Consider the following 22,694-nt stretch of genomic DNA (forward strand, 5'->3'; position numbering starts at 1 on the left):
GGCCTCACCAGCTCATCTGGCCCCGCACCAGCACCGCCGTCTTGTCCGACATGCCGAAGGCCATCAGGCCGGCGGGCTTGGGCGGCGGGGCCTTGGCGAGCGCGGGCCAGCCGTCGTGATACTCCAGGGCCGCGACCTCGACCTGGCCAGGCCCCTGGGTGGTAAAGCTGAGCGTGACGCCGCTCGGATCGGGCGCGTGATAGGTCAGGTTCGACCACTGGCCGGCCTGGGTCGTCAGGCTGATCGGTCGGCCGTTGAGGCGCGGCTGGCTAAGGCCCGCGCTGGGCTTCAGGCGGATGCTGACCAGCTCGGCGCCGGGCGCGGGGATCAAGCGGACCAGCAGGCGGTCCTCGGCGCGGTCGATCGACAGTTGCGGCGCCTCGACCGGCGCGGCGCGGGTCTCGGACATCCAGGCGGGCTTGCGCCAGAACGGCGCCAGCGTCCGCTGGGCTGGCGACGAGCCGCCGTCGTCGGGCAAGGCGGCCTTCGTCCAGGCGTCGAGGCGGGGCTGCTCGGCGACGCGCCAGGCCTTGCCGGTCGAGAGGTCGGCGACGTGCAGGGCGCCGGTGGGGGCGGGCCGCTGGGCGGTTCCCTCCGCCAGGGCCGCCGCGGTGATCAGGCCGCCGCCGGCCAGCGCCAGCACGAGCGCGGCGCGCCAGGCCCAGCGGGTGGCGGCGAACTCGTGCGTCAGGGGCGACAGGGCGGGGGCGGCCAGCATGGCGAACAGAGCCAACACCGCCGGCTCCTGAACGCCAAGTCCCGCGAAGGTGAAGGCGCTCCAGGCGGTCAGCTGGGCCAGCGAGACGAGGGCGAAGGCGCCGATCAAGACAGTGAGGGCTAGCGCCACGCGCCTGTCGCGCGTCCCGCCGAGTCCGACCGCCAGGCCCGCGCCCAGGGTGCCGACCAGCAGCGGCCAGGTCAGCATGACGGTCGCGCCCGGCGCCAGGATCTGGGCCGTGACCGCTAGGACCGCCAGCACGACCAGACCACCGATCCAGCCGCCCAGGGCGTCGGTCCGATAGCCCAGGGCGAGACCGGCCAGCACGCAGGTTCCGATCCCGAGGCCAAGGCCGATCGGATCGAAGCCGCCGATCAGGCTGCAAGCTCCGCCCAGGACGATGGCCGCGACGCAGGGGATGATCCGGCTGGCGCCGCGCGCCATGGCCGTGGCGACGCCAAGGCTGGCCGCGATCGCCAGCAGGCCGGCGCCCCAAAGCAGTTGGTCGAAGCCGATCAGCAGGCCGTAGTAGCGCTGGATGTCCGTGACCATCAGCAGCCGACCCGCCAGATGCAGGACGAGCGCGGCCGTCGTCGCCAGCAGCGGCAATCCCGCCGCGCCCCGCGCGATCTCCCAGCCGCTGGCGGCGCCGAGGCTGAGCGTGCGCCAAGTCGCGAACAGGATCAGCGCGGCGATGACGCCCAGCAACGCCCAGCCGACGACCGGCGGATAGCTGATCATGAATTGCCCAAGGACGTCGGAATAGATCGCGTCCGGCGCCTTGGCCGGCAGCTCCGCGGCGTCGGCCAGGGCGCGGATCGTCGGCAGGGTCTGATCGCCGACATGCTGCAGGCTGCCTTTCTCCAGGTGCTCTGGCGTGGCCAGGGGCGTGTGATAGGCCAGCTGGTCGTCGATGAAGGCGAGGTTCAGGCCAGGCAGGCCCTTGCGGACGGCGTGGGTGAAGTCGGTGTCGTTGGGCATCCTGGCGTAGACGGTCGAGGCCAGCGAGTTGGCCGAGGGGCCCTTGGCCTCGCGGGCGAAGACGCTGATTAGCGCGCCGTTGCCAGGGCCGGTCTGGAACATCGCCGCCCGTCCGGCGTCGCCGCGCGCCTCCAGGTTCACGACGAGGCCGACACGCTGGGCCAGCGGGTCGCGCGCGAAGAAGGCCTCGGCGCCCAAGAGGTCCGGCTCCTCGGCGTCGGTGAACAGGAAGATGATGTCACGCTTGGCGACGCCGCCGGCCTTCAAGGCCCGCGCGATCTCGAGGGCGGCGGCGACCCCGGCCGCGTCGTCGGCCGCGCCGGGCGAGTTGTGGACGGAGTCATAGTGGCTCATGACCAGGATCGACGGCAGGTCTCGATCGGCTCCCGCCAGCACGCCGGCCAGGTTCTGGACCGCGGCCACCGTCAGGGAGCGTCCGTCCTTGCCGTTGGGGTGGAAGCCCTGGTCGGGGCGGACCGAGACCTCCAGCCCCAGTTCGCTCATCCGCGCCAGCAGATGGTCCCGCACCTTGGAGATCTGGGCCGAGCCAGTGGGATGCGGCGCCTGGGCGAGGACGGCCACATCGGCCATGGCGCGTTGAGACGAGAAGGCCGTGGGCGGAGCGTTGGCGGGTGGCGGCGCGGGCGCGCGCTGGCTCCAGGCGCCCAGCGCCAGGCCGACCGCCAGGCAGATCCAGACTCCGAGGAAGCGGATCGTCTTCATGCTGGCGGTCTCCCGGCGTCACAGATTACCCCCGCGCATGCTGAGGTGATGCGCCGTCGTCCGGAAGCCCCGAAGTTGAAAAGGCGGGCGGAAAGAAAAAAGGGCGACCCGGTCGCCCGGATCGCCCTTCCTCTTCCGAAAGCCATCGGGTTCTTGCCGAACCCGATGGTTCCCCCTCCCGGTCAGAACCGCGAGCGCAGCGTCAGACCATAGGTCCGCGGCGCGCCCAGGAACGCGTCGTAGGTGATGGTGTCCAGCGCCGCGCTGTAGGTGCTTTGCGTGGCGCTGAGGCCCGAGGAGCCTTGCAGCGGGCCGTTGAAGGCGACCTGCATGTACTTCTCGTTCAGCAGGTTCTGCGCCCACAGCTCCATGGTCCAGCGCTCGTCGGCCGAGCCCAGGCCCACGCGGCCGTTCACGACCGTGTACGACTTCTGGACCTTCGGCGGGAACAGGTCCGAGCCGGTGTTGTAGGACGACGAGTATTTCGCGCCGATGTTGAAGCGGGCCTTCATGTTGTCGCCGACCGGGGTCTCGTAGGTCAGCGAGCCGGAAGCCGAGTACTTCGGCGCCAGCGACAGGCGGCTGCCCGGCAGCAGGGCCAGGGCGTTGCCCGGGTCGTTGGGGATCGGCTGGTCCCCGTACTTGGTCACCGCGTAGGTGAAGCCGCTCTGCACCGTCAGGCCATGGACCGGCGTGAACCACAGGAAGTCGGCGTCGACGCCCTTTGACGTCACCTCGGGGATCGAGCGCACAACGAACGAAGTGCCCAGGAACGTGTTCAGCTGGAAGTCGGTGAACTTCTGATAGAAGGCGCTGATGTTGAGCAGCACCGTCCGGTTGAACAGGGTGTTCTTCAGGCCCAGTTCGTAGCTGTCGACGAACTCGGCCGGGAACGAGGTGTCGTAGATCGGCGCCACGCCCGTGCCGCCCGTCGGCAGGCCATTGGACGACTGGGTGCGGTCGAGGTTGAAACCGCCGCCCTTGTAGCCGCGCGCGAACGACGCGTAGCTGAACACTTCCGGCGAGAAGCGGTACGAGGCCTTGACCGTGCCGCCCCACTCCTTGTCCGTCCGCTCTTGCTGCGTGCCGCGGCCGTTGAACAGCGCGTTGGCCCAGGGCAGGCACAGGTTGCCGATGATCGTGCCCGTGTTCGCCGCGCCGACGATGCTGGCGATGCGCGCTTGGCCGGCGGGCGTCAAAGCCGTGCCGCAGGCGACCCCGCCGTCGGTGTTGGTCTGGTAGGTGTCGAGCTTCTTCTTTTCGGAGGTGTAGCGCAGGCCGGCGGTGATCTCGAACGAGTCGGTCACGTGCCAGGTGTCGTTGGTGAACAGCGCGATGGTGGTGGCGCGCTGGTCGTAGCGGTCGCGCAGGCCCTGGCCCGCCGCGAAGGACGTGTTCGGCGCGCGGTTCAGCAGCAGGGCGATGAAGTTGGGGACGCCGGCGGGGTTGGCGGCGGAGCGCGACAGCAGTCGGCCCAGATACTGCTCGTAATGATTGCCGTAGTTGAAATTGGCGCGGTTTTCGAGGCGCTCGTCGGCCAGGAAGGCCCCGATCAGCCAGTCGAACTTGTCGCTGCGGCCAGCCAGGCGCAGTTCCTGGGTATAGGTCGTGAACTCGGAATAGTTGGTGCCGTCCTTGTTCCGATAGGTGATGTCGGCCGTGCTGAAATCGGAGTCCTGGCCGTTGTCGGTGCGCCAGTTGCGGATGGCCGAGATGCTGGTCAGCGAACCGAAGGGCAGGTCGATATCGCCCTGCAGCGAGACGCCCTTGTCCTCGATCTTGGCCGGCGCGCCGCGGTTGGAATAGGCCACGCGGTCGAACGGATCGGCGGTGGCGGCCACCGGGTTCGCCTGGCCGGATACCGCCGCCAGGATGGCCGAGGTCGGGCCTGTGCGGATCTGCACCGCGCCGCAGCAGTTCTCGTCGCGGCGGCTGTAGTCGGCGATCACGCGGAAGGTGGCGCGATCGTCCGGCACGAACAGCAGTTGGCCGCGGACGGTGTAGAAGTTCTGGTCGGCGTCCTGGTCGCGCTTGGAGGGACCCGCGCCGGTCATGACGTCGTTGTAGCCGTCGCGCTGACGGGCCGCGACGTAGAGGCGGCCGGCCAGCTTGTCCTTGAACAGCGGACCAGTGACCGAGGCCGAGGCGCCCTTGGCGTCGTAGTTGCCGAAGGTCAGCTCGGCGTTCGCCCCGAAGCCGAACTCGGGCTCCTTGGTCATCACGTTGATGACGCCCGCCGAGGTGTTCTTGCCAAACAGGGTGCCTTGCGGGCCCTTCAGGACCTCGATCCGCTCCATTTCGCCGAGGTCGCCGAAGCCGACGCCGTTGCGGGGGCGGTAGACACCGTCGACCACCACGCCGACCGAGCTTTCCAGGCCGGGGTTGTCGCCGACCGTGCCGACGCCGCGCACGCGGGCGGTGGTCGAGGCTTCGGAAGAGGTCGAGGTCACCGTCAGGCCGGGGGTCAGGATCGTCAGATCCTTGATGTCCTTGACGCCGGTGTCTTGCAGGAGCTTGGCGCCGACGGCGGTCACCACGACCGGAACGTCCTGCAGGTTCTGCTCCCGCTTCTGGGCGGTGACGATAATGCTGTCTACGGTTTGAACGTCGCTCTCTTGAGCCCGCGCGGCGCTGGAAGCGCCAAGACCAACGAGGACGACAGCGGACGCAGTGCCGCAAAGCACCTGGGTGAAGCGCATTTCCTACCTCGGTTCGTTGGCCCGGAGACGCTTGCCCATCCCCAGGCTTGTTTTTCGTTGCTCCGCTCGAACGATCGTTCGAATGGATGGCCAAGGGTTAGCCGGCCTCATGGCGTTGGCAAGCGAAATCCCTTGTGACAAAAAGGCCTAGTGGCTTCTGTTGCCGGGATGTGACAGCGTTCGCTGACCATCGTGTACTTTCGAAGAAGGGTTGCGCGCGGGCGATCCCGGCCTCATCTGGCGGCCATGCCCTTGTCCGCCGCTTACCGCCCCGATCCCCTTTTCCAGGCCCTGGGCCGCGATTTCGCGGATCCTGTCGAGGCCGCCGACTTCCCGCGGACGATCCTCCGCTATCGGAACGATCGGGCGGCGGCGAGCGTGGGGCTTGATGGACTGGCCGACGCCGAATGGCTTCGCCACTTCGGCCGTTTCGAGCCCCTGCCGGACAACCAGCCGGTGCCGCTGGCCATGCGCTATCACGGCCATCAGTTCAGGGCGTACAACCCCGACCTCGGCGACGGGCGGGGCTTCCTGTTCGCCCAGCTGCGCGAAGCGGGGAGCGACCGACTGCTAGACCTGGCCACCAAGGGCTCGGGCCAGACGCCCTGGTCGCGCTCGGGCGATGGGCGGCTAACCCTGAAGGGCGGGGTGCGAGAGGTCCTGGCCGCCAGTTTGCTCCAGGCGTTGGGCGTCCCGAGCTCTATGGCTTTCTCCCTGGTCGAGACGGGCGAGGCCTTGACCCGGGGGGACGAGCCCAGCCCGACCCGTTCGGCCGTGCTGACGCGGCTGTCCCACAGCCACATTCGATTCGGTACGTTCCAGCGTCTGGCCTATTTCGATCGCCGTGACCTGATCTCGGTCCTGATCGACCACGTGGTCGAGACCTACTACCCGCGTCTGACCGACGCGCCCGATCGGCCGGCGGCGCTGCTGGAGGCGGTGGTCGCGGCCAGCGCCCGCCTTCTGGCGCGCTGGATGGCGGCGGGGTTCGTGCACGGCGTGCTCAACACCGACAATATGGTCGTCACGGGCGAAAGCTTCGACTACGGCCCCTGGCGCTTCCTGCCGCGCAACGATCCGAACTTCGTGGCCGCCTATTTCGACCATTCAGGTCTCTACAGCTTTGGTCGTCAGCCCGAGGCGGTGTTCTGGAACCTGCAGCAACTGGCCGCCTGCCTGACCCTGGTGGGCGAGCAGGCTGGACTGCTCGCCGCGTTGAACGGCTTTTCCGACGCGTATCGGACGGCGCTGCGCGAAGCGATCCTGGACCGGTTGGGCGTCCAGCCTCGCGGGGCGTACCAGGATGTCGACCTGGTCAACGCCGCGTTCGGCGCCTTGGCCGAAGGGGGCGAGCTCCTGCGCTGGGAGCCGTTCTTCTTCGATTGGTTCGGCGGCGAGGCTTCCGAGGCTCGCGCGCTGTCGGGCCCGCGCGCTGGGCTTTACGAGAACGAGGCGTTCAGGGCCTTCCGGGCTCGACTGGCCGACTACGCGCCCGACCGTCCCGAGCGCTTGGCGGACCCGGTCTTTCAGCGTGCCGAGCCAGAAGAGCTGATCATCGACGAGGTCGAGGCCCTGTGGGCGCCGATCGATCAAGCCGACGACTGGGAGCCGCTTTACGCCAAGCTCGGGCGGATCGAGGCCGCCCGGAAAGCCTATGGACTGGGCGGCTCGCGTGGCGAAAAAGACGCCCGCTGAATTTTTCCGTTCGAGTCCGGAACAATCGTCAAGGTTCCGTCTTACTGTTCCGGCACAGTGCCAGCGACGAACGCCGCGTGGAGATTCCCGATGCGCATTTTCCAACCGATCATGCTGGTTTGCGCCGTAGCCATGTCGTTCGTGGGAGCGCTCGGTCTGCCGGGTTGCGCCCGCGCCATCGGCGAATGCCTGCGCGATCGTCCGGAACTGGCCTGACCCTGCTCAGGCGCTGAGGGCTCGCGAGGCCGGGGGACTGGCCGTCGTCAGATCCTGGCGCGCGCGCATCGGAAAGACCGCCAGAAACTCGTCCAGGAACGTCCAGGTCGCGGCGTCGTGATCCATATGGTGGGTCAGCAGACCCATCGGCGCATCCCACTGACCCGAGACCCGTCGGCTGGCCATCAGCCGCCGCATCCGCGAGAGGAAGCGCCAGCGCCCTCGGAAGCGGCCGCCGCCCTTCCAACGCAGGACATCGAGGTGCGTGTCCAGGCGGGCCACGCCATCGCCGGATGCGTGCTCCTGTCCAAAGGCGGAGATCGCGCCGAGGGATGAGTCGCCGATTGCTTCGACGAGCTGGGGGGCCAGGTTGTTCCAAGGCGGCACGAACAAGGTCGGCCGCGCGCCGGCCTTATGGAAAGCCATCACCGTCGCGCGCAACTGGGCGCGAACCCATTCCAGACCGTCCTCGGGCACCACCTCGCCGAAACCTCGGCCCGGCGGCTGGCGGTTGATGTGCTTGAACCCGTGAACGGCGACCTCGATGTTCGGCTCGCCCTCGACCCGGCGCACCAAGGCGGCCAGGTGAGGGCCAGCGATAGCCGCCAGGGTCAGCGGAGCGTCGTGGCGCCGCGACAGGTCCAGCAGCTTGTCCAAGGCTTCGCCGGGCGCGCGCGCGTCGTCGTCGCGCCACCACAGGATGGGGCTACGGCCAGCCTTGGCCCAGAGTCGGAGCTCCCGGCCCAGGATCAGGCGAAAGGCGATAGGCGCGGACTTCCGCATGGCCGGGGCTACTGGGTGGCGGCTTCGGCCCGACGCAGCGGCAAGGGGGCCGAAGGGGGCATTTTCGCCGTGTCGCGAGCCCGGCTCCGAAGGATTTCGCGGGCGCGAAGGTTGGACAGGATCGGATAGAGCCCGGCCATCAGCGAGATCAGAAAGCCCAGGTCGCGTTCGCGATAGCCCTTGCGCGAGACGTAGCACTTGAAGAAGCGCCGAACGCCCCGGAAGGCGTCGTCGGGAATGCTCTTGATCTTGCCGCTGTCGACAAGGTCCTGGGCCCTCAGGGCCGTGTAGCGCGACAGGCGAGCGAACATGTCGCCGATGTCCTCGTCCACCATGTGGCGCAGCGGTTCTTTCAGGCGACCGCCGTAGACTCCGTCCAGCTTGGCGCCGGGGTGGACACGCTCGGACTTCCAGGACTTGACGCCGGAGCGAAACAGGCGCGCGGCCGAGGACGTGCCAAACGAGCCGCCCCAGCCATGACGGACCAGTTGGTCGCCGATGTAGTTGTCGATCGGCGTCTGATACCAGTCGGCCGCGTCGGCGCGGCTGATCGTCTCGCGCACTTCCCGGGCGAAGGCTGGGCTCACGCCTTCGTCGGCGTCCAGCTCGAGAACCCAGTCGCCAGTGCAGCGGGCAAGCCCGGCATGCTTGCGAGCGCCCTCGATCGGGAAGATGCCGGAAACCACGCGGGCGCCGTACTGACGCGCGATCGCCTCGGAGCCGTCGCTGCAGCGGTCGGCGACCACGATGATCTCGTCGCAGAACGACAAGGCGGCCAGGCAAGCGTGCAGGCGTTGCTCCTCGTTGTGGACGCAGAGCAACGCGGAAAGCTTGGTCATCACTCGAAATCCCTGCTCGAGCGTCCGCGCCCCGCGGCCGCTCTCACAGACGATGACGCCACCGACGGGGCCGTCCCCCCGGTCCGATGGTAAGAAACATGTAAGCTTTGCGACGCGGCCTCAGAAATTGGCCGAGAGGGCCAGGCTCCAGGTGCGGGGGCGCTGAGGCGTGACCTGACGAACCTGGCCGAAGCTGAACGGGTTGCCGTAGGCGAAGGTGTCGCTGGAGATGTTCGAGGGATTGCTGACGAACACCGCCGCCCGCCACCGATCGGTCATCACCTGCGCCGAAAGCTTGCCGGTGTAGTAGCCGCCCATGGAGGGCGAGTAGCGCGGGTCGAAGGTCAGGCGCGACGGGCCGATGTAGCCGGTCTCGGCGGTCAGCATCAGCGAGGCCTTCGCCGTCAACGGCCGCTGATAGGTGACCAGGCTGCCGAAGGACACGTCCGGCACCCCGGGCAGGCTGGCGGTCGCCGAGACGCCAAAGCCCGGCGCGATGCGGGTCAGCTTGGGTCCGTTGAAGAGGGCGTTGCCGGACACCGTCAGGCGGCTGGTCGCCCGCCAGACGGCCTCGATCTCGACGCCCCGATTGCGGCCGTCGCCGATGTTGGCGGTGTAGGACAGACCCGAGGAGAAGTACTGGTCCGTCTGGATGTCGCGCCAGTCGTCGTAGAACAGCGCCGTCCGTAGGTTCAGCCGACCTTTGAAAGGGGTCAGGGTGGCGCCGAGTTCATAGTTGCGCAGGTGGTCGGGCTTGAACACGCGGCGAGTCTCGGAAGGTGTCGTCAGGCCGCCCGAGTTGAACCCGCCAGCGCGATACCCCTCCGAGGTCAGCGCGTAGATCATGCCGCCGCCGGACAGGTCGCGCTGCAGCGAGACCTTCGGGGAGAAGCCGCCGAAAGAGGCCGTGCGATCGAGGTTTCGCGACGTGCCGGGAAACGGCGCGATCACGTACGAGCGCGTGTGCACGGTGGTTTTGAAGCTTCGGCCGCCCACTGCGGCCTTCCAGCCGCCGCCAAGGTCGTAGCTGGCCTCGCCATAGATCGCGTATTCGTTCAGCTGGTCCTTGCGATCCTCGTTGTAGACTCTGCGCGTCATGCTGGCGGCCCTGACGCGAAGCTCGGAGTCGCCTTCCTCAATGCTTCGGCTGGCGAACATGCCGATCATCCAGCGCAGCCGGCCACGCTCCGGGCCGGTGTAGAGGGCGTCCTCGACCAGCATGCGAACGCGCGAGCTCTCGTCGTAGAAGCCAAGTTCGACGCCCTTCTCGGCGAACTGGGTCACGGCCAGGGTGGCGTCATAGCGGCTGGCGAAGTTGTGGGTGACGTAGCCGGTCACCGACTCGAACCGCCCCCAATCGCCCGAGCCGCTGATCTTCAGCGAGGTCTGCCCCAGTCGGTTGCGGTGGTTTTCCCGCACCTGGTTGGCGCGGCGCGGACCGCCGGGCGCCAGGGTGACGTACTGCGTGTCCTTGGACGAGACGCTCTGGCCGGCGACGCCCAGTCGAACCTCCCATTCGCCGCGCTCGACGCGCCAGGCCACGCGACCGCCGCGGCGCGTGGTCTTGTCCACGTTCGACAGGCGCAGGTTCACGTCGTCCAGATAGCCGCCGTCGACGTCGTGATAGATCGTCGCTCGCAGGGCCGACTTGGCGCTGGTCGGCACGTTGATCACGCCCTCGAAGCGATAGCTTCTGGAGCCGGACTCGGTGTCGGCGAAGGTCGCGCCGGCCGAGGCGGCATAGGCGCCCAGCTCCGGCGCGCGGGTGACGATCCGGTAGATGCCGCTGAGCGAGCCGCCGCCATAGAGCGCGCCTTGCGGCCCACGCAGAACCTCCACGCGGTCGACGTCGATCAGCCGAAGATCGGGATCGGGCGCGTTGTAGTTCACCGGCAGGTCGTCGAGATAGGTCCCCACCGTCGACTGGGTTCGGCCCGTGAAAGTGCCGTCCGATAGGCCGCGCAGCAGGATCTTGTTGCGCCCCGCGCCCAGGTTGGTGGTGATGAATCCGGCCGTTTGGCGCGCCACCGAGCCGGTCTCGCCAGCCCCCGTATCCCGCAGCTGGGGCGAGCCGATCACGCTGACGCCACCCGGCAGACTGCCCAGCCGCGCGGGCCTTTTGCCGGCGGTGATGATCAGCGGCGCCAGGGGAGCCACGGGCTCGACCGCGGTCGCCATGACGGGGCGCGCGACGATCCGCGGACGCGGCGCGGGCTTGAGCGGCGAGAAGCGGATCGTGTGGGCGTCGACGAAGGCGTAGCCGCAGCCTCGCCCCGCCACGGCGCGGTCGAGCGCCTCCCTCAACGTGAATGACCCGACCAGCGGAGTGCCCGGTCCCCCGCAGGCCTCCACGCCGCCGACGCTGACACCCATGCGAACGCCCAGCTCGATCAAGGTCTCGGCGGCGGTGGTTTCGCGGATATCCAGGCGCGCGCGACCATCGACGGCGGCGAGAGCGCCACGTCCGCCAAGGCCTAGTTCCAGGATGCTGGCGGCGAAAAGGGAAAGGGCCCGTCTCAGGATCGGGCCCGCCTACGCGCGTCAATTCGAAGCGGACGGCCTTCCGCGCAGGACAATGGCATCATCGGTCGGCGTCGCCGAAATCGGCATCAAGCTGGACAGGCGGCGAACCATCGCATCCTGACCATCCACGATCAATACGCCGGAAAACCGTAGAGAGGCGGTGTTTTCGCCTTCAAGGCGAATGGGGCGGTCGAAATAGTGGTTCATGTCGCTGACGATCCGACCCAGCGGCTGATCGCGATAGACTAGCCTGCCCGAGCGCCAGCTCACCTGATCCTCGGCCGCCACGGCGCGGACAGATACCCCAGAAGCGCCCTCGACATGCTCAAGCATCTGGCCGGGTCGCAGGCGGACCGGCGTGTCCTCGCCGTCGGTGGAGACCTCGACCAGGCCGCGCAGAACCGTGACGCTGAGCTGCCCGTCGCGGCGGCGGACGTCGAACCGCGTGCCGATCACGCGCACCGTCTCGTCGCCGGCGGTGATTAGAAAGGGGCGGGCGCTATCGTGCGCCACGTCGAACAGGGCTTGGCCGTCGTGGACGGTGACGCGGCGGGCGTCCTTTTCCAGGCGAACCGAAATGTGGGAGTCGGTATTCAGATCGACACGGCTGCCGTCGGCCAGTTGCACGGCGCGGCTTTCGCCCTTGGCGGTGGTGTACAGGGTGTCCGGCTGGGGCACGAGTTCGCCCCAGGGCGCGACGGTGATCGCGACGGCGGCCGCGGCGGCGGCCGCGCCCAGACCGCCCAGCCAACGCCAGTCGATCGAGAACGCCCGCTTCGCCGCGACGCGCCTGGGCTCGGCCAATTCCCCCCGGACGGCCGAACCTCGCTGGAAGATCTCCTCGTCGACGGCTTGGATGGCGTCATACGCCTCTTGAGCGCCCGGCTCGGAAAGCCATGCGTCAAACGCCAGCCAGTCGGTCTCATCGACCTCCGGCCGCTGCAGGCGGGTCAGCCAATCGGCCGCCTCTTGCAGGTGCTGCGCTGACCGGCTCATCCAGCGTTGCTCCGACGAGGATCCATCATCCCCCAGGAAAAGGACGTCGCGACGATGCCTCGCCCCCCATGGACAATTGCATAAATCAACGCAGTCGCCTCGTCAGAGTCTTTAGGGCCGAGCTTATGTGCTTTTCCACGGTACTGGTGCTTATGCCCATGCGGCGTGCTGTCTCGGCATGGCTAAGACCCTCCAGCTTATGCAGCTGGAACGCGTGGCGGGTTTTCTCGGGAAGGTCGTCGACGGCTTCCACCAGCGCCCGAAGTCGCTGGCGCGCGCTGACCACCTCGTCGGCGGAGGGCTCGTCCGCCACCTCGCTGCCGGCCAGGATGGTGGTGTTGGCCTCTCGCCAGTCGTGATCGCGCGCGCCGGAGCGTTTTTGGCTGCGCATACGATCGAGCATCAGATTGTAGCCGATACGATGGAGCAGGGCGGAGGGGTTTCCCACGGTGGCGGCCGGCTCCATCGTCGTCAGCCGCAGATAGAGGTCTTGAACCAGGTCTTCGGCCTCGGCGCGCGAGTTCAGCCGCGCGGCGAAGAAGCGCACCAGATTGGCCCGCTTCTCCTCGTAAAGGCTCAACAGCACGGTCTTGTCCGAGCTTGTTGCGCTCAAAAGATCACCCGCATAGCCACACCACCGTCCCCCCAGAGGCGCAGCAATATCCATCTTTTGGGCCGAAAGACGATCATTTGTTGCGGCATTCCGACACCGGTGTCGGAAAACTCTCCCTCGGCGCATCTCGCCATGTCCGCCCTCTGTCGTGAAAGGCCAGCCACCGCCGCATCCTAGCGCGAATGGTTCGCAAAAAGAGAGGGCGAATAGTTGGTCGGGCGGTGTCCGGCCGTGTGGCGAAATGTCGCGCCGCCTCCCTCCCCACCGAGGCCACCGCCAAGGGCTTGGCCCGATCGGCGAATGACCCTACCGATGCCGGACCAACCGCGGGGAGCCACCGGATGACCGCCATTGAACAGGGCCATGCCCGCCTGTCGCTAATGCCCAAGGTCGGCGGCGCGGTGGCGAGCTTCACCGTCGGCGGTCGCGATATCCTGCGGCCCGCCGAGCCGGGGGCCGAGGACGCCTTGATCACGGCGAGCTTCCCGCTTGTCCCATTCTGCAATCGCATCCCTCACGGCCGTTTCGTCTTCGAGGGGCGCGAGGTCGCGCTGCCGCCGAACCTGGCCGGCCAGCCGCATCCGCTGCATGGCCAAGGTTGGCGTTCGGCCTGGGCCGTCGAGCGGGCCGACGGTGGCGAGGCGTTGCTGTCCTATGACCACGCGCCAGACGCCTGGCCCTGGGCCTATCGCGCCGAGCAGCGTTTCCAACTTCTCGACGCCGGCTTCCGCGCCGAACTGACGGTGACCAATACGGGCGAGACGGCCATGCCGGCGGGACTGGGCTTCCATCCCTATTTCCCGCGCCGCCCGGGCGAGACCCTGACCGCCGCGAATGACGGCGTGTGGCTGATCGACACCGACGTCCTACCGACCCTCCATCATCCGGGGCCGTGGGAAGCCGACTGGGCGGCCAGCGCGCCGGTCGAGGGGCATGGTTTGATCGACCACTGCTACACGGGCTGGGACCAGCGGGCGGTGCTGCGCGCGCCCGGCCAGCCTGACACGGTGATCACCGCCTCGGCCGAGTGTCGCTGGCTCCATGTCTATGTCCCGCCGGGCGAGGGCTACCTGTGCGTCGAGCCCTGCGCCAGTCGACCCAACCCGTTCGGCGATGGCGACACGGGCATGGTCGTCCTGCGGCCAGGCGAGCGCCGGTCGATCTGGATGGAGATCGCTACGGCGTGATCCCAGCCCGGGCCTTCAGGCGGGCGACCATGTCGCTGGACAGATAGCCGTCGGCGGGCAGTTGCTGGCTCTGCTGCCAGGCGCGTAGGGCCTTGCGGGTGTTGGCGCCGACCACGCCGTCGGCGGGTCCTGGGTTGAAGCCCACGCGGGCGAGCGCGATCTGGGCGGCCATCCGATCCGACAGCGACAGCGCCGTTTCCTGTGGCCAGGCCGTGACCAGCGGTCCGCCGCCGCCGAAACGGTCCGCCAGCAGGCCGATGCCCAGCGCGTAGGATGTCGAGTTGTTGTAGGTCCGGATGGCGAAATGGTTCGGCAGCGCCAGGAACGCCGGCCCGGCCGCGCCCGAGGGTAGGATCAGACCGGCCGGCTGGGCGGCGTCGGCGGCGGTCCAGGGCAGGCCGTCGGCGCGCCGCACGCCCTTCTCTTCCCACCACGCCGGAATCTCGCGCGGACCTTCGGCCAGGGCATAGTCGAAACCGGGCGGCAGGATCACTTCCTTGGCCCAGCCGACGCCCGGCTTCCACCCGCCCTTGACCAGCAGGTTGGCGGCCGAGGCCAGGGAGTCGGCGTCCGAGCCCCAGATGTCGCGCTTGCCGTCGCCGTCGAAGTCGACCGCCGTGGCGCGATAGCTGGTGGGCAGGAACTGGGTCTGGCCCATGGCGCCAGCCCAGGAGCCTTTCAACTGCTCGCGGGTGACCTCTCCGGAGTCGATGATCTTGAGCGCGGCGATCAGCTCGCCCTCGGCCCAGCCCCGGCGACGCCCGTCGGCGGCGAGGCTGGCCATCGAGCGGACGACGTCGAAATCGCCCTGCAGCTTTCCGAAGGCCGATTCCATCGCCCAGATCGCCAGCAGGATGTCGCGAGGCACGCCATAACGCGCCTCGATCTGGGGAAGGAATGTCAGCTGTTCGCGCTTGGCGCGGCCGATCGCGACGCGGTCGTCGCTGATCACGCCAGAGATATAGGCGCCGACCGGCTTGGAGAACTCCGGCTGTCGGCTGTCCAGGCTGATCACGCGGGGATTGGGCGTCAGGCCCGAGAGCTCGCGGTCCAGCAACGCCGGCGAGAGGCCCGCCGCGATGGCGCGGGGGCGGAAGTCGGCCAGCCAGGCGTCGAAGGCCTGGGTTTCCGAGTCGACCGTCGCCGCCGGGGCGGCGGGCGTCATCGAGGGGGGCTGGGCCGTCTGGGCCGGCGACGCGGGTTTCGGCGTCGCCGGCGAGGTCATTTGCGGGTGCGGGGCGGTCTCCGCGCAGCCGGCGAGCAACAGAACGAGAAAGACGCGACGATCAAGAGCCATGCGGGGAAGCTACCGGCGTTCGGACAATGGGTTCAATCACAAGCGCGCGGGCCGGGGTAAGTTCCCTCAAACGTGCGTCAGAGCCTTGGAGCGCATTGACTCACGAGCCCGTCGCACTTATACGCACCGCCTCCGAAACACCCGGATGTTCCGGCCGCTCTCTTCGCGCGCCCGAACCTCTCCGCTGAGTACAGAGACGGTCATGAAGGTTCGCAGCTCGCTGAAGTCGCTGAAGGGTCGCCACCGCGACTGCAAGATGGTCCGCCGCAAGGGCGTCATCTACATCATCAACAAGACCGACCCGCGCTTCAAGGCCAAGCAGGGCTGATGACGGCCGCCGTGCGTCCCAGAGCCGTTCTCTGGGATGTGGGCAATGTCATCGTGCGCTGGGATCCCAGCGCGCTCTACGCGAAGATCTTCAAGGAACCGGCCGATCTCGACCGGTTCCTTTCGCATGTCTGCACCCTCGATTGGCACGTCGCCCATGACCGCGGCGTCGACTTCGCCGAGAACGCCGCGCCGCTGATCGCGCGCTTTCCCGAGCACGCCGCCGAGATCCGCGCCTGGGACGAGCGCTTCGACGAGATGCTGTCGGGACCTATCCCCGAGACCGCCGCCGTGATCGAGGCGTTGGCCGCTCGCGACGTGCCGCAGTTCGCGCTCACCAACATGCCACAAAGCAAGTGGCCGGACGTTCAGGCAATTTCGCCGGCCCACTTTGGCCTGTTCCGCGACGCGATCGTCTCGGGCGACGAGGGGGTCATCAAGCCCAACCGCCGCATTTACGAGATCGTGCTGGAGCGGACGGGTCTAGCCGCTGGCGACCTGCTGTTCATCGACGACAGCGCCGCCAATATCGCCGCCGCCGAGGTTCTGGGCTTTCACACCCATCACTTCACCGACCCCGCGCGCCTGCGCGGCGCGGTCCAGGCGCACGGCTTGATCTGAAGTTTCTGGATTAGAAGCGCCTTCGAGCGGTTTAGCCGCTCGCGCCCACCCCTAAAGCGCTCTACCAGCCGAGGTCGCAGTCGCCTCGTGGGCTGTCGATGTTGTCGGCGAAGACGTCCAGATCGCGCACGAACAGCGACGTGCACCACTCCAGCCGATTGACCGGGCCCGGACCGTAGAAGTCGACGCGCCGGAAGCCGGCCGCGTTCAACTGTTGGAAGGCGCCGTTGTATTGCCAGCGGTCGCTGTTGTCGAAAACGATGATCCCGCCGGGCTTGACGTACTTGGCCGCCAGCCAGGCCGAGAGGGCGCGGGCCATGCCATCGACGATCACGACGTCGAAGCTCTCCGGCTCGTGCGCGGTGATCTCGGTGGCGTAGGCCACGAACTCGGCGTTCATCAGGCCGTGCATGACGTTGTGGCCTTCGTCGTGCGACAGGGGCAGTTCCGGCGGATCGGCGAAGAACGACGCGACGGCGGCCTGACGGTCCTCCGAGCAGGCCTCGTCCCGGACCCGGGTGACCACCTTCAGGTTCGGGGGCGCGTTCTCCGCGACACGGGCGGCCCAGGCGGCGTCGTGTTCGACGCTGATCACCTCCGAGCCGTGGGAGGCCCACCACAGGGACGAGCCGCCGCAGCCATACTCGAACACCCGCGCGCCCGGCTTCACGATCCGCTCCAACTGGCGGAAGGCGGGATAGGTGATCCAGGGAACCAAGCCGTTCTTGTTGCGGGGCACGCCGTCCAGGCTTTCGAACCAGCCTCGCTTTTCCAGGTACTGCTGGGCGAACTGGTAGATCAACGTGTTGATCCTGGCGTGCTCGTCGATCTGCATCCTGCCCCTCGCTTCCGTCGGGGGGAGTCTAGGCGATTCAAATAACGACGTTCCGCGACATTATGGCGCAGCGCCGCGTGCGTGATCGCCAGAGAGGACCTATGTGCGGGGCGACGATCTCGTCTGGAGCTAAATCTATGCACGTCTCGATGATCGGCCTTGGCGCCATGGGCGCGGCCATGGTTCGCAATCTGCTGGCCAAGGGCGTGACGGTGACGGTCTGGAATCGCTCCCAGGCCATCGTCGACGCGCTGGCGGCCGAGGGCGCCGTCCCCGCCGCCGACGTCGACGAGGCGTTCACGGCGGACATCGTGCTTTCCATGCTGGCCCACGACCAGGCGGTTAGGGAGGTGCTGATCGACAGCGGCGTCCTGGCCCGCGCGCGGAAGGGCGTGGTCCATGTCAACTTGGCCACCATCTCGACCGCCTTGGCCGGCGAGCTGGCCGTGCTGCACGCCGAGCTTGGCCTCGGCTATGTCGCTTCTCCCGTCTTCGGCCGTCCCCCCGTGGCTCAGGCTGGCGGATTGAACGTCCTGGCCGCGGGGCCGCCGGACGCCGTCGCGACCGCCATGCCGGTGCTGGAAATGCTGGCCGCCAAGGTCTGGCCCTTGGGTGACGATCCCGTCCGCGCCAACGCCTTGAAGCTGGCGGGCAACTTCATGATCGTGTCGGCCATCGAGTCGATGGGCGAGGCCGTGGCGTTGGGCGAGGCCTACGGCGTTCCCGCGCCAGAACTGTTGGACATGCTGAGCAGCACGCTTTTCGCCGCGCCGATCTACAAGATTTATGGCGGCATGATCGCCGAGCGCCGCTACAGCCCGCCCGGCTTCGCCGCCGAGCTTGGCCTCAAGGACGTGCGCCTGGTCCTGGACGCCGCCGAGGCCAAGGGACTGTCGATGCCGCAAGCCGACCTGGCCGAGGCGAGCCTCGAGATGCTGCTGGGCGGCGAGGACAAGAATCTCGATCTGGCGGCCCTCGCCGAGGTGGCGCGCGGTCGCGTCGAAGGAAGGTAGTGGACGGCCGCTGAATCGCGCTTCCCAGCGGCGCGGCTTCGAACTAGGTTCCGCGCCTCCGATTTCCAGCCTTTCCGCGAGACCGCCCATGGCCGACGACGCCATTCCCCACGCCGACGTCCTGAACTCCACCGCCCAGAACCAGCTGAAGTCGATCATCGAGCGCGTCGAGCGCCTCGAGGTCGAAAAGACCGAGATCATGGAGCAGATGAAGGAAGTCTACGCCGAGGCCAAGGGCAACGGCTTCGACGTCAAGATCCTCAAGAAGGTCGTCCGCCTGCGCAAGCAGGACCGCGCCAAGCGCCAGGAAGAGGACGCGATCCTCGACCTCTATCTGTCGGCCATCGGCGAGATCTAAGTCGCCCGTTTTTCGGGTGTGTCGGCGCGCGGGGCGGGGCTAGACTCCCAACATGCGCGCCAAGCCGCCCAATCCGAAAGAACAGGCCAAGCGAGCCGCGCTGAACGCCCTCAAGCGCGCTCGCCGCGCGGCCGAGAAGTCGGGCGTCGAGCTCTCCGAGTGGGAGGGCGAGTTCCTGGCCAGCGTCGCCCAGCGCGTCGAGACCTATGGCCGAGCCTTCGCCGACCCCGAGAAGGGCGCGCGCGGCCAGGCCCTGTCTGGCAATCAGGCCATCAAGCTCAAGGAAATCGCCGTCAAGGCCAAGGGCGACAGGCCCAACGGGGACGAGGCTGGTAAGGCCGGCCGCAAGCCGATGCGCCGGGGCGGGGGCTTCGGGCGCGTCGCCCGACGCGAGACCCCGCCCGCGGACGCGGATGAGTGATCGACCTCCGCCAAGCTTGGCCGTGACCCGCATAGCGGGTGGTGATTTTTTCGAATCTACCCCGGATAATGTCTAGTAGGCTTACCAAAAACCCCTGTTCGCCCTTTGCCGTTAAGGCGTTGGTAATCATACGGGCCGAAATTACAAACGATTGTAATGGGTTAAAGTCTTAATGGACGTAGGGTTCCGGGTCGTGTGCTCACGGCGGCCCGCCCTCGATGCGCACGGGTCCATGGACGCGGCTCGGCGCCGAGCGAACCCTGCCATTCAGCGGATTAGGGACCATGGCGACCACCTTTCAGATGCTGATGCGCCGCAAGTCGGAGCTCGAAAACCGCATGATCGAGGCGCAGCGACGCGCCCAGGCGCCGTTCGAGAGCGAACTGCGCGCCATCGTGCTGGCGCTCGACGCCCTCAAGCAGGCCGGCATGGCCGAGCGTCTGTCGTCGGGTGAGCCGGTGGCCTTCGCCGCGCCGCAACCCAGCCGTCGCGGCCGTCGCGGCCGCACCACGCGCGATATGATCCTGATGGCCCTGGCCCAGTCGCCGGGCCTCAACGAGGCCGAGATCGCCCGGCAACTGGACCATCGCTGGAGCCGTCCGGTGACGCCGACGGCGGTTGCCCGTGAACTCGAGGTGATGGCGGCCGAAGGTCTGACGCGCCGCTCGGGCCCCGGCTGGATCCGCCTGGACCTGACGACCGCCGACGCCCAGCGCGCCGAAGTCGAGGGCGAAGAACGGCTCAGCGTGGCGGCGGGGCTGTAGACCGCTCTCGAGTGGTCACCAAGACGCTTTGTCGGCGGCCCTTCTGATCAGCTCGCCGTCCTTCGGCAAAAGGAAGCCGGCGGAAACGTTTTCGCGGACAGCGCGCTCCACCGCTCGACGGTAGGCCCTCGCGCTCGGGTACAAGCCGCGCAGCTTGGATATCGGGAAGGGCTGATAATAGCCCTGCGCGCCGCAAGCCGCCGCTCCGGTATTCTTGCCAACATTCAGACCGACCGGCGCCGCGATCTCCGGAAGCCGAATTCCGCCCAGGGCGAGGCCAGTGGGATCCCTCCGCAAACGGCCTTCGTGGCCGAGCTGGCGTATGAGGCGAGGAGCCTTGGGAGGCGGCGGGCCTCCTCGCGACCAGATGACGAGCTTATCCAACCCAGACGCCTCGACCATATAGGCCGAGGTCGTCGTTCCGATCGCGGCGACCGTGCATTTCGGTCCGATCGCCGCCTGGACCGACGTCCCCAGATCGCGCAACTGAACAGGCTCTCGCGCGGCGCGAAGATGGCGATCCACGTGAGAGGCGCCAGCGATCTCCCACTGGCGAAAGCGAGTAGAGTCCTCCGGCTGGTTCTCGGCGTCGGGTCCAGCGGCGTCGCCCTCGGCGACGATGCGCAACACGGGAGCGGGCGTGACTGGATCGATCTTGGCGCTGGTCGCCGAGACCAGGAGAAAGCCATCGATTGTCCCGGTGTCGGCCAGGCCGCCATTGAGGTAGCTCGCCAGCCAGATCGCGGCTTGAGACTGACCCGCGGCGATCACCGTCCTGGGACGAGCGCCGATCAAGTCGCCTCGAAGCGCGGCGGCGATCTGACGAAAGATATCCAGCGACAGGGGCTCTCGCGTCATCGCGCCGCCGTTCTCGATGCGCAGATCGCCATACCGCGCCGGACTCCAGGCGCGAAGAGTCTCGGTTCCACCGAAGCCTTGAGCCGATACGCCGATCCAGGCGTATCCCGCCGCGACCAGATGATCCTGCAAGGCCAGCCAGACGTTGTCGGCGTCGAAGCCGTTCGAGGTGTTCAACCACTCGAGGACGACAACGCCGTTGAACCGCTCCGGACGATCGGGGCGTCGAACAAGCACGCGGGTCCTGAAGGGCTTCGTCGCGCCGCTTGAGAGCGCGCGTTCACCGGGTTCCGCTCCATAGGCTGTCGATAGTGGCGTCGCCTGGCCAGAGACCAGGAACTCCTGCTCCACATAGCCTTCGAGGGCCAAGTCGCGGTTCGTGGCGAAGAAGGGGTAGAGACGGCCCTGACTTCCTGGAGGCTCCTTCGCCTCGATGGGAGCCCAGGTCAGATCTTGAGCCAGCGTGTTTCCGCCGGCTGAGAGGATAAGAACGCTGACGGCGACGAGCGCGGCGTGGAATAGGCATGAACGCATGCGTTCATGGGCCAGAAATCCCGACCGCCAGCAAGGGATCAGGCGCGCGCCCGGCTCAGCGGCGCGGGAGCTTGCCCGTGGGCCGCGCCGGCTTCAGCAGGCTCTTGAGCCGCTGCTCCCGCGAGACGGGGCGGAAGATCATCAGCGGCGCGGGCGCGCGGTCTCGCGGCGCGTGTTCGGGTTCGGTGGGACGCATGGCTTAGCCGGCTTCCTTCAGATCAACTTCGATGCCTTGTTCGCGGACCTTGCGATACAGGGTCGAGCGGCCGATGCCGAGGCGGCGGGCCACCTCGCTCATGTGGCCGGCATAGACGTCGATGGCGTGCTGGATCAGGTCGCGCTCGATCTCTTCCAGCGTCCGCAGGTGACCGCGATCATCGAGGATGCGCACGGGCGCCTCGGCCGCCGGGGCGGCCATGGCGGCGTGGGCGGCCTGCAGCATCGCGGCGGCGGTCGGCGGCGGAGTCGGGGCGGCGGCCTCGAGAGGCGCGGCCAGGCCCGAGATGGCCGGGAAATCGTAGGGCTGCAGATAGGGCGCGTCGGCCAGGACGATGGCGCGATAGACCGCGTTCTCCAGTTGGCGCACGTTGCCGGGCCAGTCGAAGGCGGTCAGCAGTCGCAGCGTCTCGGGCGCCGCGCCGATGACGCGCTTGCCTTCCTCGACATTGAAGCGGCGGATGAAGGCCTCGACCAGGGCCGGAATGTCCTCGCGCCGCTCGCGCAGGGACGGGGCCTCGATCGGGAAGACGTTCAGGCGGTAGTAGAGGTCTTCGCGGAACCGGCCGGCGGAAACGGCCTGCTGCAGGTCGCGGTTGGTGGCCGAGACGATGCGGACGTCGACCTTGATCGAGCGCTTGGAGCCGATCGGGTCGATCTCGCCTTCCTGCAGGGCGCGCAGCAGCTTGACCTGCACGTCCAGCGGCAGCTCGCCGACCTCGTCGAGGAACAGGGTGCCGCCGTCGGCTTCCTTGAACTTGCCCAGGTGTTTGTCGGTGGCGCCGGTGAAGCTGCCCTTCTCGTGGCCGAACAGGATCGACTCCACGAGGTTCTCGGGGATGGCGCCGCAGTTGACGGCCACGAACGGCTTGCCGGCGCGGTCCGAGGAGCCATGCACCGCGCGGGCGATCAGCTCCTTGCCGACGCCGCTTTCGCCGGTGATCAGCACGGGAATGGCGCTCTTGGCCGCGCGCTCGCCCATGCGCTTGACCAGAGCCATGGCCGGCGAGGCGCCGATCAGGTCGGAGAAGGTGGTCTTGCCGACCGCGCGCTTGGTCAGGCGCTCGACCTCGCCCTTGAGGTCGCCCATCGACAGGACGTTGCGGATCGAGACGGTGATGCGCTCGGGGCTGGCCGGCTTGATGAAGAAGTCGCTGGCCCCGGCCTGCATGGCCTTGACCACGGTGTCGACGCCGCCGCTGGCGGTCAGGACGATGACAGGTTGAGTGAAGCCGCGGGCGCGCATCTCGGCCAGCGCGTCCTGGCCCGAGAGGCCGGGCATGACGAGATCCAGCAGGACCACGTCGGCCGGCGCGCCCGAGGTCAGGTGCGCGATGGCCGCGTCGCCGCTGTCGGCGTGCGAGACGGCGAAACCTTCGCGCTCGAGCACCGCCTGGATCAATCGACGTTGGGTCGGGTCGTCATCGACGACCAACACCGTCTTTGTCATTGGGCACATCCACCAGAACCGGCCACG

21 protein-coding genes are annotated in these 22,694 nt (G+C 68.0%); 9 read left to right on the plus strand and 12 right to left on the minus strand.

Annotation, left to right across the window (positions count from 1 at the left end):
* Positions 1-4: 4 nt before the first annotated feature.
* Entirely contained in the window at positions 5-2,422 is a 2,418-nt protein-coding gene (locus J2728_RS19190; protein ID WP_310001730.1) for a M20/M25/M40 family metallo-hydrolase, read from the minus strand.
* A 182-nt stretch (positions 2,423-2,604) separates the two neighbouring features.
* The gene (locus tag J2728_RS19195) at positions 2,605-5,121 is read right to left on the minus strand and encodes a TonB-dependent receptor (protein ID WP_310001732.1); all 2,517 of its coding nucleotides are present in this window, start codon (positions 5,119-5,121) and stop codon (positions 2,605-2,607) included.
* Positions 5,122-5,367: 246 nt separating this feature from the next.
* Between J2728_RS19195 and J2728_RS19200 the strand changes: the two genes are divergently transcribed.
* Positions 5,368-6,816 carry a protein adenylyltransferase SelO gene (locus tag J2728_RS19200; RefSeq protein ID WP_404979805.1) on the plus strand — a complete coding sequence of 483 codons (1,449 nt, stop codon included), beginning with the start codon at positions 5,368-5,370 and terminating at the stop codon, positions 6,814-6,816.
* 90 nt (positions 6,817-6,906) lie between these two features.
* Positions 6,907-7,032 (plus strand): hypothetical protein, encoded by a 126-nt coding sequence (locus J2728_RS19205; protein ID WP_013077777.1) that lies wholly within the window; start codon positions 6,907-6,909, stop codon positions 7,030-7,032.
* 6 nt (positions 7,033-7,038) lie between these two features.
* Here the strand turns inward: J2728_RS19205 and J2728_RS19210 are convergent, their stop codons facing one another.
* From J2728_RS19210 to J2728_RS19230, 5 genes are all read right to left on the minus strand, one after another.
* Complete coding sequence (locus J2728_RS19210; protein ID WP_310001733.1) at positions 7,039-7,815, minus strand: polysaccharide deacetylase family protein; 777 nt, start codon at positions 7,813-7,815, stop codon at positions 7,039-7,041.
* A gap of 8 nt (positions 7,816-7,823) precedes the next feature.
* On the minus strand, positions 7,824-8,654 hold the full coding sequence (locus J2728_RS19215) for a glycosyltransferase family 2 protein (RefSeq protein ID WP_310001734.1): 831 nt from the start codon (positions 8,652-8,654) through the stop codon (positions 7,824-7,826).
* A gap of 120 nt (positions 8,655-8,774) precedes the next feature.
* Complete coding sequence (locus J2728_RS19220) at positions 8,775-11,048, minus strand: TonB-dependent receptor (protein ID WP_310001735.1); 2,274 nt, start codon at positions 11,046-11,048, stop codon at positions 8,775-8,777.
* A 147-nt stretch (positions 11,049-11,195) separates the two neighbouring features.
* On the minus strand, positions 11,196-12,173 hold the full coding sequence (locus J2728_RS19225) for a FecR family protein (RefSeq protein ID WP_310001736.1): 978 nt from the start codon (positions 12,171-12,173) through the stop codon (positions 11,196-11,198).
* Between the two features lie 85 nt (positions 12,174-12,258).
* Positions 12,259-12,759 carry an RNA polymerase sigma factor gene (locus J2728_RS19230; RefSeq protein WP_310001738.1) on the minus strand — a complete coding sequence of 167 codons (501 nt, stop codon included), beginning with the start codon at positions 12,757-12,759 and terminating at the stop codon, positions 12,259-12,261.
* 368 nt (positions 12,760-13,127) lie between these two features.
* Between J2728_RS19230 and J2728_RS19235 the strand changes: the two genes are divergently transcribed.
* Entirely contained in the window at positions 13,128-13,973 is an 846-nt protein-coding gene (locus J2728_RS19235) for an aldose 1-epimerase (RefSeq protein ID WP_310001739.1), read from the plus strand.
* On the opposite strand, the gene J2728_RS19240 is transcribed toward J2728_RS19235, so the two are convergent.
* Positions 13,963-15,270, minus strand: coding sequence for a lytic murein transglycosylase (locus J2728_RS19240; RefSeq protein ID WP_310001742.1), 1,308 nt, complete (start codon positions 15,268-15,270; stop codon positions 13,963-13,965). The two genes, J2728_RS19235 and J2728_RS19240, sit on opposite strands and share 11 nt — an antisense overlap.
* A gap of 202 nt (positions 15,271-15,472) precedes the next feature.
* Between J2728_RS19240 and ykgO the strand changes: the two genes are divergently transcribed.
* Together ykgO and J2728_RS19250 are read left to right on the plus strand one after the other, a co-directional pair.
* Positions 15,473-15,598: a type B 50S ribosomal protein L36 gene (ykgO, locus tag J2728_RS19245; RefSeq protein ID WP_004616427.1), complete on the plus strand. Its 126-nt coding sequence runs from the start codon at positions 15,473-15,475 to the stop codon at positions 15,596-15,598.
* On the plus strand, positions 15,598-16,218 hold the full coding sequence (locus J2728_RS19250) for an HAD family hydrolase (protein WP_310001753.1): 621 nt from the start codon (positions 15,598-15,600) through the stop codon (positions 16,216-16,218). Before ykgO ends, J2728_RS19250 begins: the two co-directional genes overlap by 1 nt.
* 61 nt (positions 16,219-16,279) lie before the next feature.
* Here the strand turns inward: J2728_RS19250 and J2728_RS19255 are convergent, their stop codons facing one another.
* Positions 16,280-17,053 (minus strand): O-methyltransferase, encoded by a 774-nt coding sequence (locus J2728_RS19255; RefSeq protein WP_310001754.1) that lies wholly within the window; start codon positions 17,051-17,053, stop codon positions 16,280-16,282.
* A 101-nt stretch (positions 17,054-17,154) separates the two neighbouring features.
* On the opposite strand from J2728_RS19255, the gene J2728_RS19260 reads away from it, so the two are divergent.
* The 4 genes from J2728_RS19260 (at position 17,155) to J2728_RS19275 (ending at position 19,609) form a co-directional block, all read left to right on the plus strand.
* On the plus strand, positions 17,155-18,066 hold the full coding sequence (locus J2728_RS19260) for an NAD(P)-dependent oxidoreductase (RefSeq protein WP_310001756.1): 912 nt from the start codon (positions 17,155-17,157) through the stop codon (positions 18,064-18,066).
* A gap of 88 nt (positions 18,067-18,154) precedes the next feature.
* Complete coding sequence (gapR, locus tag J2728_RS19265) at positions 18,155-18,424, plus strand: nucleoid-associated protein GapR (protein WP_066684399.1); 270 nt, start codon at positions 18,155-18,157, stop codon at positions 18,422-18,424.
* 52 nt (positions 18,425-18,476) lie between these two features.
* Entirely contained in the window at positions 18,477-18,845 is a 369-nt protein-coding gene (locus J2728_RS19270; RefSeq protein WP_310001758.1) for a hypothetical protein, read from the plus strand.
* A 284-nt stretch (positions 18,846-19,129) separates the two neighbouring features.
* Positions 19,130-19,609 (plus strand): hypothetical protein, encoded by a 480-nt coding sequence (locus tag J2728_RS19275; RefSeq protein ID WP_310001759.1) that lies wholly within the window; start codon positions 19,130-19,132, stop codon positions 19,607-19,609.
* A gap of 15 nt (positions 19,610-19,624) precedes the next feature.
* On the opposite strand, the gene J2728_RS19280 is transcribed toward J2728_RS19275, so the two are convergent.
* The 3 genes from J2728_RS19280 to J2728_RS19290 are packed head-to-tail and all read right to left on the minus strand — an operon-like array spanning position 19,625 to position 22,667.
* Positions 19,625-21,001, minus strand: a complete 1,377-nt coding sequence (locus tag J2728_RS19280; protein WP_310001760.1) for an alpha/beta hydrolase domain-containing protein — start codon at positions 20,999-21,001, stop codon at positions 19,625-19,627.
* A gap of 55 nt (positions 21,002-21,056) precedes the next feature.
* Positions 21,057-21,197, minus strand: coding sequence for a hypothetical protein (locus J2728_RS22375; RefSeq protein WP_404979806.1), 141 nt, complete (start codon positions 21,195-21,197; stop codon positions 21,057-21,059).
* Positions 21,198-21,200: 3 nt separating this feature from the next.
* A complete protein-coding gene (locus J2728_RS19290; RefSeq protein ID WP_310001761.1) occupies positions 21,201-22,667 on the minus strand; it encodes a sigma-54-dependent transcriptional regulator in 1,467 nt (488 codons plus the stop codon).
* Positions 22,668-22,694: the final 27 nt, after the last annotated feature.

Source organism: Caulobacter segnis, from assembly GCF_031454995.1.
GTDB lineage: Bacteria > Pseudomonadota > Alphaproteobacteria > Caulobacterales > Caulobacteraceae > Caulobacter > Caulobacter segnis_E.

What these genes read in the sequence shown, in the direction of transcription:
- J2728_RS19190 (WP_310001730.1), bottom strand. Translation starts at nt 2,422, where the DNA reads ATGAAGACGATCCGCTTCCTCGGAGTCTGGATCTGCCTGGCGGTCGGC.
- J2728_RS19195 (WP_310001732.1), bottom strand. Translation starts at nt 5,121, where the DNA reads ATGCGCTTCACCCAGGTGCTTTGCGGCACTGCGTCCGCTGTCGTCCTC.
- J2728_RS19200 (WP_404979805.1), top strand. Translation starts at nt 5,368, where the DNA reads ATGCCCTTGTCCGCCGCTTACCGCCCCGATCCCCTTTTCCAGGCCCTG.
- J2728_RS19205 (WP_013077777.1), top strand. Translation starts at nt 6,907, where the DNA reads ATGCGCATTTTCCAACCGATCATGCTGGTTTGCGCCGTAGCCATGTCG.
- J2728_RS19210 (WP_310001733.1), bottom strand. Translation starts at nt 7,815, where the DNA reads ATGCGGAAGTCCGCGCCTATCGCCTTTCGCCTGATCCTGGGCCGGGAG.
- J2728_RS19215 (WP_310001734.1), bottom strand. Translation starts at nt 8,654, where the DNA reads ATGACCAAGCTTTCCGCGTTGCTCTGCGTCCACAACGAGGAGCAACGC.
- J2728_RS19225 (WP_310001736.1), bottom strand. Translation starts at nt 12,173, where the DNA reads ATGAGCCGGTCAGCGCAGCACCTGCAAGAGGCGGCCGATTGGCTGACC.
- J2728_RS19235 (WP_310001739.1), top strand. Translation starts at nt 13,128, where the DNA reads ATGACCGCCATTGAACAGGGCCATGCCCGCCTGTCGCTAATGCCCAAG.
- J2728_RS19240 (WP_310001742.1), bottom strand. Translation starts at nt 15,270, where the DNA reads ATGGCTCTTGATCGTCGCGTCTTTCTCGTTCTGTTGCTCGCCGGCTGC.
- ykgO (WP_004616427.1), top strand. Translation starts at nt 15,473, where the DNA reads ATGAAGGTTCGCAGCTCGCTGAAGTCGCTGAAGGGTCGCCACCGCGAC.
- J2728_RS19250 (WP_310001753.1), top strand. Translation starts at nt 15,598, where the DNA reads ATGACGGCCGCCGTGCGTCCCAGAGCCGTTCTCTGGGATGTGGGCAAT.
- J2728_RS19255 (WP_310001754.1), bottom strand. Translation starts at nt 17,053, where the DNA reads ATGCAGATCGACGAGCACGCCAGGATCAACACGTTGATCTACCAGTTC.
- J2728_RS19260 (WP_310001756.1), top strand. Translation starts at nt 17,155, where the DNA reads ATGTGCGGGGCGACGATCTCGTCTGGAGCTAAATCTATGCACGTCTCG.
- gapR (WP_066684399.1), top strand. Translation starts at nt 18,155, where the DNA reads ATGGCCGACGACGCCATTCCCCACGCCGACGTCCTGAACTCCACCGCC.
- J2728_RS19270 (WP_310001758.1), top strand. Translation starts at nt 18,477, where the DNA reads ATGCGCGCCAAGCCGCCCAATCCGAAAGAACAGGCCAAGCGAGCCGCG.
- J2728_RS19275 (WP_310001759.1), top strand. Translation starts at nt 19,130, where the DNA reads ATGGCGACCACCTTTCAGATGCTGATGCGCCGCAAGTCGGAGCTCGAA.
- J2728_RS19280 (WP_310001760.1), bottom strand. Translation starts at nt 21,001, where the DNA reads ATGCGTTCATGCCTATTCCACGCCGCGCTCGTCGCCGTCAGCGTTCTT.
- J2728_RS22375 (WP_404979806.1), bottom strand. Translation starts at nt 21,197, where the DNA reads ATGCGTCCCACCGAACCCGAACACGCGCCGCGAGACCGCGCGCCCGCG.
- J2728_RS19290 (WP_310001761.1), bottom strand. Translation starts at nt 22,667, where the DNA reads ATGACAAAGACGGTGTTGGTCGTCGATGACGACCCGACCCAACGTCGA.